The organism is Bacillus sp. TH19, from assembly GCF_016651075.1.
GTDB lineage: Bacteria > Bacillota > Bacilli > Bacillales > Bacillaceae_G > Bacillus_A > Bacillus_A mycoides.
Genome location: NZ_JAEKEO010000001.1, coordinates 257,768 through 271,123, shown reverse-complemented (window position 1 = coordinate 271,123; position 13,356 = coordinate 257,768). Strand labels below are relative to the sequence as shown.

11 protein-coding genes are annotated in these 13,356 nt (G+C 31.5%); 10 read left to right on the top strand and 1 reads right to left on the bottom strand.

Annotated elements, in window-relative coordinates:
* Positions 1 to 199: 199 nt before the first annotated feature.
* Positions 200 to 1,909, bottom strand: coding sequence for a hypothetical protein (locus JFU54_RS01350; protein ID WP_201053942.1), 1,710 nt, complete (start codon positions 1,907 to 1,909; stop codon positions 200 to 202).
* A gap of 1,064 nt (positions 1,910 to 2,973) precedes the next feature.
* On the opposite strand from JFU54_RS01350, the gene JFU54_RS29365 reads away from it, so the two are divergent.
* The 10 genes from JFU54_RS29365 to JFU54_RS01305 all read left to right on the top strand — a co-directional run bounded on the left by JFU54_RS29365 (position 2,974) and on the right by JFU54_RS01305 (position 13,346).
* Positions 2,974 to 3,219, top strand: coding sequence for a hypothetical protein (locus JFU54_RS29365; RefSeq protein WP_207192570.1), 246 nt, complete (start codon positions 2,974 to 2,976; stop codon positions 3,217 to 3,219).
* A gap of 119 nt (positions 3,220 to 3,338) precedes the next feature.
* Positions 3,339 to 5,036: a helix-turn-helix domain-containing protein gene (locus tag JFU54_RS01345; protein ID WP_078205758.1), complete on the top strand. Its 1,698-nt coding sequence runs from the start codon at positions 3,339 to 3,341 to the stop codon at positions 5,034 to 5,036.
* Positions 5,037 to 5,222: 186 nt separating this feature from the next.
* The gene (locus JFU54_RS01340; protein ID WP_078205759.1) at positions 5,223 to 5,699 is read left to right on the top strand and encodes a GNAT family N-acetyltransferase; all 477 of its coding nucleotides are present in this window, start codon (positions 5,223 to 5,225) and stop codon (positions 5,697 to 5,699) included.
* Between the two features lie 736 nt (positions 5,700 to 6,435).
* Positions 6,436 to 7,764: a nucleotide sugar dehydrogenase gene (locus JFU54_RS01335; protein ID WP_002068787.1), complete on the top strand. Its 1,329-nt coding sequence runs from the start codon at positions 6,436 to 6,438 to the stop codon at positions 7,762 to 7,764.
* 8 nt (positions 7,765 to 7,772) lie between these two features.
* A complete protein-coding gene (locus tag JFU54_RS01330; protein ID WP_002068789.1) occupies positions 7,773 to 8,930 on the top strand; it encodes a DegT/DnrJ/EryC1/StrS family aminotransferase in 1,158 nt (385 codons plus the stop codon).
* 6 nt (positions 8,931 to 8,936) lie between these two features.
* Complete coding sequence (locus tag JFU54_RS01325) at positions 8,937 to 9,860, top strand: NAD-dependent epimerase/dehydratase family protein (protein ID WP_016096897.1); 924 nt, start codon at positions 8,937 to 8,939, stop codon at positions 9,858 to 9,860.
* Positions 9,835 to 11,076, top strand: coding sequence for an aminotransferase class V-fold PLP-dependent enzyme (locus JFU54_RS01320; protein ID WP_201063498.1), 1,242 nt, complete (start codon positions 9,835 to 9,837; stop codon positions 11,074 to 11,076). The genes JFU54_RS01325 and JFU54_RS01320 overlap by 26 nt, the downstream gene beginning before the upstream one ends.
* An 11-nt stretch (positions 11,077 to 11,087) precedes the next feature.
* On the top strand, positions 11,088 to 11,969 hold the full coding sequence (locus JFU54_RS01315) for a GNAT family N-acetyltransferase (protein ID WP_078205763.1): 882 nt from the start codon (positions 11,088 to 11,090) through the stop codon (positions 11,967 to 11,969).
* A gap of 3 nt (positions 11,970 to 11,972) precedes the next feature.
* Positions 11,973 to 12,662 carry a WbqC family protein gene (locus tag JFU54_RS01310; RefSeq protein ID WP_002204149.1) on the top strand — a complete coding sequence of 230 codons (690 nt, stop codon included), beginning with the start codon at positions 11,973 to 11,975 and terminating at the stop codon, positions 12,660 to 12,662.
* Between the two features lie 6 nt (positions 12,663 to 12,668).
* Positions 12,669 to 13,346, top strand: a complete 678-nt coding sequence (locus JFU54_RS01305; protein ID WP_201063496.1) for a PIG-L deacetylase family protein — start codon at positions 12,669 to 12,671, stop codon at positions 13,344 to 13,346.
* Positions 13,347 to 13,356 lie beyond the last annotated feature (10 nt).

The window sequence follows — 13,356 nt, the reverse complement described above, 5'->3', positions numbered from 1 at the left end:
AATATTCAATATGTAGTGTGGAGATTCTTCTATAGGTAGAAGAGGATTTGTATAGAATTGTATAAAAAAAGACTCCATTTTACATGAAGTCCTTCTGATTTGGTATTTATAAATAGGGTAGTAGAAAAGGGGGGTTAATCAAACAAACACGAATAGCCCTCTACTTTCGATTTTTTCAAAAATAGAGAGTAGAGGGCTATTATTTTATTTCCATTGCGGTTAGCACCTGATCTGGAGCTGTTATTGTTACACCAGCACGTACTAAACGTTCGAAGGTACGCATAAACTCTAGTAAATTAAACTGCTTTGGCAGCTCAATAACACGAAGTTTTTCTTGTGGCAGCTTATCAATTGCCTCGATAAACCATTCACGTACATCACTTGGAATCGTGCGTTCTTTATGGCCACGAACTTTTAATTTTTCACGCATTTCAATTTCTAAAGCGATATATGTATGGAGATTCACTCCCTGATCATATGCATATTTTCTAAATAACGTTTCTTCCTGGTATTTTAGATAATTACGGTGATAAGACTCTTCCGTCACTGGTATCGCAAACTTCTGCTTCAGTAGTGCATGCACATTTTTAAACATCTTCTTAATGTTGCGAAGAGAGTACATGGAATAATGTAGACCAAAATTAAAGACAGCTTGTTCACGGTCACTATTTCTCTCTTTTGGTACATGTTGCGCAATAAGAGGGTAGATGCCTTCTTTCGCCGCTGTATCAAGAATTTGATATTGAGATGTTTGATGTAACAGTTTTTTCAATGTATATACAATTTTCGTTGGATATCCTTCTTTTCGATCAACCATGTCACGAAGTCCACGAATTACACCACGAATTTGACGATGACAAGTATGCTTTAATACATGAATGAACTTATTCATGTCTGAAGACAGTTCACCGATATTCATTTCTTGTAGAACTGATTCGATGAATTTTGCTTTACGAGCATAGGTAGCTTTTGGTGTAAATGGATCCCTGTGTTGCTCTTCTCCAGATTCTTTCGTACATAAGAAGTCCGAATGGATAGATAGATATAAGGTTGTATATCGTTTTGTATGCCTTACACCTTTTTGCATTTTGCAAATTTTGAATAGGGGATTACCCGTACATGGTAAAGCAGTTGTTAATTCTTCGATAACCGCACGGATTTGGTGCGGATATTTTTTATGTAAGAAACGATACATCCCACCAAAGTGAGTTTTGTTGCCCCTTTCGTCCTGCTTGTCTAAAGAACGCTTTAACGTTGTTTCGGTATGTTGTTGCATAGCAATGTCTAAGAATAGTTTCTTAGCTGCTACAGATAGCTTAAAGAAAGCCTTTGTAAATACAACAGGACTAATATATACGTATGGATTAGCCTTTTCTGTTTCTTCATTCATAAAATGAGTCAATTTGATTGTATATCGACCATCTACGCCATTTTCGATAGAGATTATGTTATGTATACTTAATTTCTTTAGAGCAATATAGAACTGAGAATGCTGGATGTATGCAAATTCTTCTTTATATTGCTTGTAATCTTCCCACATCATATGTATCGTTACATTTGGAATGACACCATTAGTAAAGCATTTTTTATGTAGATATAAGAACACTTCAAGATCTGCATTCGTAATACCATATAACTTATGTTTTCTTCCTGTTTTTTCTGCAAGTGCAGACATTGCTCGACGTGAAAAAGATGGTTTCGCTTGTTCGACAAAGCCTTCTACATCCGCAATACGTTCTTCGTATGTCATGTGCTGCAGAATATCTTCTAAATATGTATCTTTATAGCTGTAGTACTTCTCCTCAAATGTTGCAACAAACTTCTGCCAAGATTTTAGTGTAACTAAAACAGCATTTGTTGTTTTTCCATTTAAGCTACGCTGATTTTGAATAATAAATGATTTCCCCATCTTTTTCACCTCCGTTCTGCAAATTCAGAAATATATGTCAAAATACTATAAAATATACCAATTTTGATTATAGCAAATCGAAAATTGGCGAAAGGTGCTCCTTTAAGAAGAAAGATAGCAACTTGCAACAGCTTATAAAGCTAGGTGTATCAAGGGATATGAGAATTCTATTAATTTTTTTTGTGTTAAGGATACCGCAAACGTGTTGCAAGTTGAATTATATGTATAAGAAAAAGTAAAAAGTCATCTCCCCACTTGATATATAAGGGATTAGATTGAAAATGACAAAAAAGTTAGGGTAAGGATACCGCAAACGTGTTGCAAGTTAAGAAGTACGCTTATTAATCATGAAATATAACGATTATCGTTGATGTGATAGGTTTAATTAGATTTGTATGGATTACGATAGGGTGAGGATACCGCAAACAGTGTTGCATCTTATGCGAAAAATAAGGGTAAGGATACCGCAAACGTGTTGCAAGTTGAATTATATGTCTAAGAATAAGTAAAAGCACCTAATTCCTTGATATATAAGGGATTAGATTAAAAAAGACAAAAAAGTTAGGGTAAGGATACCGCAAACATGTTGCATTTTATTTGAGTAACTTGTTGTAAATATAAAAAAATCACTCAAAAATTTAAAAATAGAACGATTTTTTGTGTAATGTATTAGGTTGAGAAAAAAATATACTGTTGCAAGTTAGACGAAATAGGGTAAGGATACCGCAAACATGTTGCAAGTTGTAGAGTAAAGGAAAGAAAAGCGCAAAAGGAATGCAAGTAAAGAGGAATAGGGAAAAGCAAGAGCAAACGTGTTGCAAGTTGTAGAGTAAAGGAAAGAAAAGCGCAAAAGGAATGCAAGTAAAGAGGAATAGGGAAAAGCAAGAGCAAACGTGTTGCAAGTTGTAGAGTAAAGGAAAGAAAAGCGCAAAAGGAATGCAAGCAAAGAGGAATAGGGAAAAGAAAGAGCAAACGTGTTGCAAGTTGTAGAGTAAAGGAAAGAAAAGCGCAAAAGGAATCAAGCAAAGCGGAATAGGGAAAAGAAAGAGCAAACATGTTGCAAGTTGAAGAGTAAAGGAAAGAAAAGCGCAAAAGGAATGCAAGTAAAGCGGAATAGGGAAAAGCAAGAGCAAACATGTTGCAAGTTGAAGAGTAAAGGAAAGAAAAGCGCAAAAGGAATGCAAGTAAAGAGGAATAGGGAAAAGCAAGAGCAAACGTGTTGCAATAAAGGAAAGAAAAGCGCAAAAGGAATGCAAGTAAAGAGGAATAGGGAAAAGCAAGAGCAAACATGTTGTAAGTTAAGGAATTAAGGAGAAGAAACCGCAAAATCTTGTAAATATCTGTTACAATAAATTAAATATAATAGTAGTAAAGATTTTTATGATGAAAACTACTTTGTTGTGATCCATGGTTTAGGGAGGAATATAAAGTGGATAACTTATTACAAATGTTCCGAGATGCATTGCTAATCTCTGAGCCAATTTATAAAACGAACGAGCTATTATGGAACAAGTGGAATGCGTACTTTAAAGATGTTGAAAATAATAATAACAAAGTACTAACCTCACACTATGCTTCTCCATCATTTACTGCATTAGTATCTTGGTTAGAGAAAAAGCAAGAATCCGGAATTACATTAGTACAAATTTATGCGAAGATTGATTCTTATAAGGAAGAAATATATAAGGAAATTGAAGAGTATATAGAAAAAGAATTTCAGAATGTAGCGCATTCAAATTCCATAATATTAGAAAATGATCAAAATATAGATAAGACAAATATAGTGAACCATGAGGATTATTACGAAGTAAATAATTCTGCTGTTTATTATAAACTAAGAGATGGAATTGCAAAGAATCAATTTGAAGAAGATGAAAAAAGTAAAGTCCTACAGTATCCCATTGAAACGAAGTCTTCTAATGGTGTAGCTCAACTTTCTTCACACAAAGACGAGGATTTAAGACTTACAAACAATGAAGAATCAGCTCGATGGAATACCCTTGTTGATGATGTAATGAGTAATATGGACGATTTGACGGCAGACTGTTTAGATGCAATTACAATACAGTGGATAAATGAGGCGAAATCTCCAGATGAATTCATTGATTTTTCATACGAGCAAGTTTTAGAGATGTGCAATATTCCAAAGACAGTCGTTAAAAATAAAGAATATTATCGAGCGGAAGATAAAATTAAAATAGCGAAGAGGATTGCGGCTTTAGCAAGCATTTTTATCTATTTAAATGATGATAATGAGGTCGTAGTACTAAACGATCGTGATGACGAAGGAGAACGAGTAGAATTAAAGCGTGAGGTTATTAAAAGGTTATTTGTTTTAGATTCGGTTGTATTGTGGAGACATAGTGTTACAAACGAATATATGGGGATTGAATCTTGTCGTATTAAGCCAGGTAGTTTTTTAACGAATTATTTATACGGATCAAATAATACAACAGCATTATTGTCTAAAAAGGCCCTTGAATACAATAGTTATAGACATAAATATCATAAAAGGTTAATTCGATACTTAACATGGCAATGGAGAATTAGACAAATGTATTCATCATTGAAAAAGCCCTATTCCATAGGAGGGGATAAGGGGCTACTAGCAGTAATGGATATTCCAAAAGATTGGAAGCCGAATCGTATTAGAGAACAGCTAGAGAATGTTTTAATGGATTTAGAAAATGAAAAAGTAATCTCTCATTGGGAGTATAGTGACCCGCTTGATGAACAACAAATTGGGAAACGTAACTGGTTTAAAAATTATTACGCTAACTTAGGGATAACTATTTTACCACCTGAGGAAATGCTACAGTCAATGGATAGTGGAATAGGAAAGAAATTTATAGAGGAACCACAAGAGCAATTACCTGTAGTAACAGTTGTTGAAGAGGTTAGGGAGACTGTGGAACCAGTCGAACAAAGAGAGAAGAAAATTCGGGATCAAATACTGAAAGTGCATAATGAAAAAAATGTAAGTATTCGTGAAATAGCAGATGAAGTTAGTATTTCGCCATCTACGCTGTCTAGATTTTGTAATTATAAAACAAAACGCTTGTCTAAAAAAGCATTAGAAAAGTTAACAAAATGGTGTGAAAGACAAGAAATATTAGAGAAGATGTAACGTAGCCTAAAAACTACTTTTTTATTAAGAAATAACGAAAATGAAAATACACATACATTATGTATGTGTATTTTATTTAGAATAATAGATGATAGGAACCAACTACTGCATTTTAAAATAACTGTTGATATTGTTTTGTGAGAATGAATTCATTTAATATATTAGTTAAAAGGGGGAGTATTGAAAATGAAATTAAATAATTGGGATGAAATTAGTATTGAAAAAAGTACAAGCATTGGTAAAGAAGAAATGGAGTTATTATTACTAGCTGATCCTTCATCAGAAGTAGTTAATGGATACCTTAAACAAGGGGACTGTTTTGTTTTAAAAAAGGATACTATTACTGTGGGGATTATGATTTTAATTCCTACTCGTCCTGAAACAATTGAGATTATAAATATAGCAGTTTCTGAAAAAGAACAGGGAAAAGGATATGGGAAATATTTGCTTGGGTTTGCTATAGACTATGCTAAAAAAGAGAAATATAAAACCATAGAAATAGGGACGGGAAATTCTAGCTTAATGCAATTAGGCCTTTATCAAAAATGTGGGTTTAGAATAACAAATGTGGATAGGAATTTTTTCTTACGCAATTATGAAGATGAAATATATGAAAATGGTATTCAGTGTATAGATATGATTAGGTTAACGCAATATTTATAAAAAAATTAAAAAGTAATCATATATCAAAAATCGTAACTCTCAGTTGATTGATGAGATGTTACGATTTTTTTTTGAATAATGTAAACCTTAACGCTTCATTAAAAAATGAAGTATGTGAGAAGGCCTGAATTGAATTGTAAATTCTTTTATTGCAAAGTTATTTTTAGAAAAGGTATATCATTTATGGTTTGAATTTAAAAATATTTCAAAATGTTTTTTATTATTCAGATAGATGTTTCTCTATTAATTTCAATAAAAAGTAAAAACAGTAAAAAATATTACAGTTAATAATAATTGAATACTCTTATTAACAAATTGATGAGTTATATCTTTCGAATTAAAAGAAGGAAAATTCTTTCTTTTTTTTGGGGGGATTAAAAAAATGCAGCTATAACAAGTATCACGTCATTTTTATAATATAAAAATATAAGGTTTTGTAGATTATTATTTTTATGATAACAAATTTTTTTCTATATTGAGAAAGTGAAAAAAAGAAAAAAATTGATTGAATCCCATAAAATAACATGTGAACATTATAGATATAAAAAAATACCTCGAAATTCTAGGGTTTTTTTTGTGAATTTAAATATGTATCTTATTAGGAGGAATGATAGTGTTAATAATTTAGTTTGTTCCATTGTTTAATAATTTACGTGCATCTATGGGCTTTCATAACGCGCAATTATCAATTACTGGTAAAAATTTTGATATTAAATTTCTGGGGAAGTGATAAGTAATGGTCACTGCATTAAATAATGAAATTAAAAAATCATTAGTTGAAAAAATTGTGAATAAAAGTGCGTGTATTGGATATATTGGTCTGGGATATGTTGGACTACCATCGGCTCTTAAATGTTTAGAAGCAGGTTATGAGGTAAGAGGATTCGATAAAAGCACAGCTAAAATAGAAAAATTAGAATGTGGAACAAGTTATATCAGTGATATACAGGATACCGAAATCCAAGATGCTTTACATACAAATAGGTTTTTTATTAGTACAGAAATGAAATATATAAATGGATGTGATGTTGTCGTTATATGTGTTCCTACTCCTTTAGAAAAAGATAGTAAACAACCAGATTTAACATATATTCATTCAGCAGCTAATGAAATAGTCAAGTACATTAGAAAGGGTACATTAGTCATTCTAGAAAGTACTACTTATCCAGGTACAACAAGAGAAGAGATTTTATATAAATTAGAACATGAAACCAATTTTGAAATTGGTACAGATATTTTTGTAGCGTACTCTCCAGAGAGGATTGACCCTGCGAATAAATCATTTTCAATCCAAGATATTATTAAAATTGTAGGTGGAGTTACGTCTAATTGTACAGATTGTGCTGCAGCCTTTTACAGTAACCTAATTAATGGGATCCATAAGGTCAGTAGTCCAGAAGTGGCAGAGACAGCGAAGTTATTAGAAAACACTTACCGTTTTATAAATATTGCATTTATTAATGAAATGACACAAATATGTAATGAATTAAACATTAATATTTGGGAAGTAATTGATGCTTCTGGGACTAAGCCGTTTGGATTTCAAAAATTCTATCCAGGTCCTGGTGTAGGAGGACATTGTATTCCAATTGATCCTATATATTTTAAGTGGATTGCAAATAATAAAGATTTGGCAACAAGAATGATTGATGTAGCACAAGAAATTAACGAAAACATGCCAAATTATATTATTAAAAGGGCATTACAGTTACTACAAGATGAAGATGGAAAGAATGTTCTTATGATTGGCGTAGCATATAAGAAAAATGTTAATGATGCTAGAGAATCGTCAGCTTTGGATATTATGAATGGTTTAATGCTAGAAGGGTATAACGTCGATTACCATGATCCATTTATTGAGGATCTAATTGTGGACAATCATAATGTGAAAAAATCTATCGATTTAACTATGAATGCATTAAATAAATACCATTTAATTATTGTTCATACGGATCATGATTGTATTAATTTTAATTTGTTCAATGAGGCAAATTGCTTAATTTTAGATACAAGAAACATATTTAAAGATGAATCAATATATAAAAAAAATATTATATGTTTGTAGGTGATTATATGGTAGAATTTATTCCTTTTTATCGACCAGAAATAAATGATGAAGATGTTGAGGGAGTTATTCGTGCTCTTAAGTCTGGATGGCTTTCAAAGGGGCCAAAAGTGATAGAGTTTGAAGAGAATTTAAAAGAATATCTAAATACTGAACATGTAGTAAGTTGCAATTCAGGGACTGCGGCGTTACATTTAGCGTTATTGTCTTTGGGGATTGGATTAGAAGATGAAGTAATAGTTCCAAGTTTTACTTTTTGTTCAAGTGTAAACGTTATTATGCATGTAGGTGCAAAACCAGTATTTGTAGACATAGATGAAGAGGATTTATGTCTTGACCTCCATGATGTTAAAAGAAAAATCACTAAAAAAACTAAAGCCATTATTGCAGTTCATTTTGCTGGATACCCAGCCAAATTAAAAGAACTTCAAAAGATATGTAAAGAACACGGGTTATTTCTGATAGAGGATGCGGCTCATGCATTAGGAACTAAGTATGATGATACTTTGATTGGTACACATGGAGATATTATTTGTTTTAGTTTTTATGCTACTAAAAATATAACAACAGGTGAAGGTGGAGCGTTAGTCACTAAAAATGAGGAGATTGCTGAAAAAGCTAGATTATATGGTTGGCATGGCATCACCAAGAATGCATGGAATCGTTATGGCGAAAAAGGAAGTTGGCGTTATGATGTTCTATTACCTGGATTTAAGTATAACATGATGGATTTACAAGCTAGCTTAGGTATTAGTCAGTTAAAAAGAGCTGATGAAATGATTGAAAAACGAAAGAGAATAGCGGAAATATACCAGGAAGAATTAAAAGAAATCCAAGAGTATATAACATTACCTAACTATGTAAACAATCCAAGTATAAAACATGCATGGCATTTATTTGTTATAAAGATTAATCCTAATTCTCCTATCAGTAGAGATCAGATGATTCAAGAAATGAAAAAGAGAAATATTGGGCTGAGTGTTCACTTTATTCCCGTTCATATGCATCCATATTATCAAGAGAGATTTAATGTACATTTACCCAAAACAGAAGAAGTATTTGATCAAATTATTTCATTACCATTGTATAGTGCACTTACAGAAAATGAGGTTGAACATATCGTTACATCTTTAAAAAGTTTATACCAATTAAAGGTAGGGAGGTAAATATTTATGAAGATAGGAGTTATTGGTGGCGGTGGATTTATTGGTAAACATGTTACAAAGGAGTTAATAGCAAGAGGTTATGAAGTAATTATATTTGATAAATTTAAACCAAGTATTGATGTTCCTTTTGAAGAAATTGATATCTTAGATATTGCGACATTAAGAGAAAAGCTTATTAATGTGGATGGGGTCATACATTTAGCTGCATTAGTAGGTGTTGATAATTGCCGTTCAAATGAAGAAGATGTAGTCAGGGTGAATTTTGAAGGCACGAAAAATATTGTAGAAGTTTGTATAGAAAATGGAATAGATAAGTTATTATTTTCTTCTAGTTCCGAGGTGTATGGGGATGGTGTGAGTGTTCCGTTTAAAGAAAATGATGTCAAAATTCCCAAATCAGCTTATGGAAAAGCCAAATTAATGTCAGAAGATTTTTTGAAAGAATATGCTAATAATAGTTTTAAAGTCAGAGTGGTACGTTATTTTAATGTATACGGTTCACAACAAAATGATAACTTTGTGATTTCTAAGTTTTTAAAACAAACTCATAACGGCGAAAATATTACTATTTATGGGGACGGACAGCAAATTAGATGCTTTAGTTATATTAGCGATATTGTTAACGGAACTATATTAGCATTTGAATATGAAGGAGAGAATTTTGCTGATTTTAATATAGGAAATAACAAGCCTATATCTATGGAGGAATTAGCGGGAAAAATCAATGAGTTAATGGGAAACAAAAGTGAAATTGAATTTCTTAATTTAGGAGATGAGGGAGTAAGAGATTCTAACATAGAAATATTCAGAAGAATCCCTTCGATAGAAAAAGCTCAATTATTATTAAACTATCAACCAGTTATTTCATTAAATAAAGGGTTAGAGATAATAATAGAGGAGAAATATGGAAACACAGTATCTATATCCTAAAAACCCAAAAAAAATTAAGTATCCAATATATCCTTCTTTTTGGAGTATATTTGATCATATATATTTTTTGAAAAGTATATATAGATCCAATCATTCTAATCTAAAAGAGAGTTTACAAACTCTCTACCCTAATTCCGAAATTATATTAACTAATAGTGGTTCGTCGGCATTAGTAGCAGGGTTAAAGTATCTAAAGATAAAAAAAGAGGATGAAGTAATTTTATCAAATTTTAATTGTCCTAATGTAATAGAGGCTGTATTAACAGTAGGAGCAAAACCTGTATTAATTGATTTGACTACTGATTACTCACTTTCTCTTAATAAAATAAAAAAATACTCAAATGAAAATACAAGAGCAATTATTCTTACACATGTGTATGGATGTCATGAAGATTTAGAGGTTATTAATTGGGCCAGAGACAATGATATTTATATAATTGATGATGCAGCACAAGCAATGTTCTCTTATCAAAACGAAAAATTAATTGGTAGTTTAGGTGACATTGGAATTTTAAGTTTTGGGGGAACTAAACCCATCCCAAGTATAGGGGGAGGAGCATTAATTCTTAATCGTACGGTAAATGACTCGTGTGATATGGATGAAGAAAAGAAAGAAGAAGTGCTTTTAGATTATAAAAACCACCTGAAAACGCAATTAGCTTTAAGAATTAAGAAGAGTAGGCTACTGAGTTTATTTACTGATTATTGGGAAAAGTCAGGGATTCTTCCTTCTTATAATGATAGCAAATTGGATTCTTTGCCAGAGGAAACGGAAGTTATATATCCAAAAACAATGTCCACATTACGCTCATTGTTAATTGATAAACACTTAAAGAGAACGAAAAAGATTTTAGAAATTAATATATGTAATGCCAGTTTGTGTTATACGATGCTGCAATCAATTGAAGAAAAGTACGGGGTAAAGATTATATTTTCAGCTCAGAATGTTTATTTGAACTATTTCACTATTATTTTCAAAGAACCCTCTGATAGGTATGAGTGTTCCGTATATTTGGCGGAAAAAGGAATACAAACTTGTTGGAACTATCTACCTTTGAGTGAAATTCCTATTTTTTCGAAGTACGCTACCGAGTCAGAAAATATAGATTTTTTATGGCCAAGAGTATTATCAATACCTTTTAAATATCCTTTAGGGAATAAAGACCTTAAGTATATATGTAGTCAAATTCTAATATATTTAGAGAAAAAGAAATAAAAGGTGATTATATGGAAATTGAAATATGTACTGATGCCCAATATTGGGATGCCTGTATGGAAGAATACAATGGTTCTGTATTTCATTGTTATGAATGGGGAAAATTAATGGAATTATTACCTGGTGTTCAATTTTTTCCAGTACTAATAGAAACAAGAGATACAGTAGTTTTATCTCCTATGTATGTACAGGATGGTAGACTGCTAGGAAGTTTAATTGGTTATGGAGGCCCAATAATAATTGGCCAAGATAAAATAGATTTTTCATTTTATGAATCAATAATAAATAGAAAGTTTGAAAATAAAATTCAAAAACTTTTATTACCTATAACGATAAATCCTTTTCAAAGTTATAGTAATGAAAAGTGGGATTATAAAGAAACTTATATGTTAGACCTACCAAATAGGTTTGAGGATTTATGGACGTCGTGTTCTGGAAAAGCTAGGACAAGTGTAAGATATGCACGTAAACAAAATGTTGAAATTCGGCCTATAGCTTCTGAGGAATTAGATGAATTTTACAATTTATATCAGGAACATAATAACAGTATAGGAGCGAGTTACTCATTTAGTAGAGAGTTTTTTAATCATTTATTTCTTAACTTACAAGAAAAAATACTTTTCTTAGGGGCATTCTTAGAAGAAGAACTAATTAGTTCCAGCATTTTTATAATGGATAAACAAGTTTTATATTACTGGATCAATATTAATAATACCATAGGGAAAAATTCACAATCTTCATATTTGCTACTAAATGATGCGTTTGAATTAGCAATTCATAATAAATTAAAGTATGCGGATTTAGGATATTCGCATAATAAAGGAATTGCTAGACCAAAGATATACTGGGGAGCAGTTTTGAAAAAATGTTTTTGTTTAAAAGAGAGGATTTAAACTATGATTATTAGTGGCCACCAACCAAGTTATTTACCTTGGTATGGTTTTTTTGAAAAAATTCATAAATCGGATGTGTTTGTATTTCATGATATAGCACAATTTGAAAAGAAAGGTTTTTTAAATAGAAATCGTATTAAAACTTCCCAAGGAGTATCCTGGTTAACGGTTCCGATGCAAATGAAAAATTATAAAGAAATCCCATTGAATAAGTTAAAGATAGACAATACACAAGATTGGGAGCGAAAGCATTGGAAGACAATAAGAATTAATTACTCTAATGCGCCCTATTTCAATGTATACAAGGATTATCTAGAAAATTTTTATTCAGAAAAATGGGATAATCTAAATAGTATGAATATGAACTTTATTCATTTTATTATTCAAGAATTAAATATTGATACGGAATTATATTATGCATCAGAGCTAGAGGGGATTACAGGGAAAAAAAGTGATTTTGTATTAGAGCTTTGTCAAAAGTTTAATGCCAATACTTATTATTCTGGAAGTTTAGGTCAAGATTATTTAATAGAAAGTGATTTTGAGCATGAAAATATAGAAATCATATACCAAAGGATAAGAGAGTATTCTTACCCACAGTTATTTGGAGAGTTTATACCGCATTTATCTATGCTAGATGTTTTATTAAATTGTGGTCCAGAGGAAACAGAAAAATTTATTAAAGGAGTTTAAAATCATATGAATGTACTTGTATTTGCTGCACACCCGGATGATGAAATTATTGGTGTTGGTGGAACAATAGCAAAACACGTGGAACAAGGTGATGATGTACATGTTGTAATCCTTGCAGAGGGGAAATCTTCGAGATCTAAAGAATACAGAGAACTAGATTTAGAGGTTAAGAGCCTGTCTTATAAAGAAACGGAGGGGGCATGTACGACACTTGGTGTAGCAAGTTTTACGAGGTTAGATTTTCCTGATAATCGTCTTGATACATTGCCATTACTAGATGTTGTAAAAGAAATTGAAGAGCACATTAATAAAATAAACCCTACGATTATTTATACTCAATATGGTGGAGATATAAATATCGATCATACTGTTGTTTATAGAGCAGTGATGACAGCTACACGACCTCTACCAAATAGTAATATTAAATGGGTATTTGCATATGAAACCTTATCTTCTACTGAGTGGAATTATAATGAGAAAGATAAGTTTCTTCCTAATTATTTCGTAAATATTGAAGAACATTTGGAGGCAAAATTAAATGCGATGAAACATTATGAATCGGAGTTAAGGGAATTTCCTCACCCACGTTCAATAGAAGCAATGAAGCACAATGCTTTTGTATGGGGAGCAAAGTCAGGATATAAAGCGGCTGAAGCATTTATGTTAGTAAGAGGAACATGGTAGGTGAAGAGAA

Coding starts and splice junctions, on each gene's coding strand:
- JFU54_RS01350 (WP_201053942.1), bottom strand. CDS start 1,909: ATGGGGAAATCATTTATTATTCAAAATCAGCGTAGCTTAAATGGAAAA.
- JFU54_RS01340 (WP_078205759.1), top strand. CDS start 5,223: ATGAAATTAAATAATTGGGATGAAATTAGTATTGAAAAAAGTACAAGC.
- JFU54_RS01305 (WP_201063496.1), top strand. CDS start 12,669: ATGAATGTACTTGTATTTGCTGCACACCCGGATGATGAAATTATTGGT.
- JFU54_RS01315 (WP_078205763.1), top strand. CDS start 11,088: ATGGAAATTGAAATATGTACTGATGCCCAATATTGGGATGCCTGTATG.
- JFU54_RS01320 (WP_201063498.1), top strand. CDS start 9,835: ATGGAAACACAGTATCTATATCCTAAAAACCCAAAAAAAATTAAGTAT.
- JFU54_RS01325 (WP_016096897.1), top strand. CDS start 8,937: ATGAAGATAGGAGTTATTGGTGGCGGTGGATTTATTGGTAAACATGTT.
- JFU54_RS01310 (WP_002204149.1), top strand. CDS start 11,973: ATGATTATTAGTGGCCACCAACCAAGTTATTTACCTTGGTATGGTTTT.
- JFU54_RS01335 (WP_002068787.1), top strand. CDS start 6,436: ATGGTCACTGCATTAAATAATGAAATTAAAAAATCATTAGTTGAAAAA.
- JFU54_RS01330 (WP_002068789.1), top strand. CDS start 7,773: ATGGTAGAATTTATTCCTTTTTATCGACCAGAAATAAATGATGAAGAT.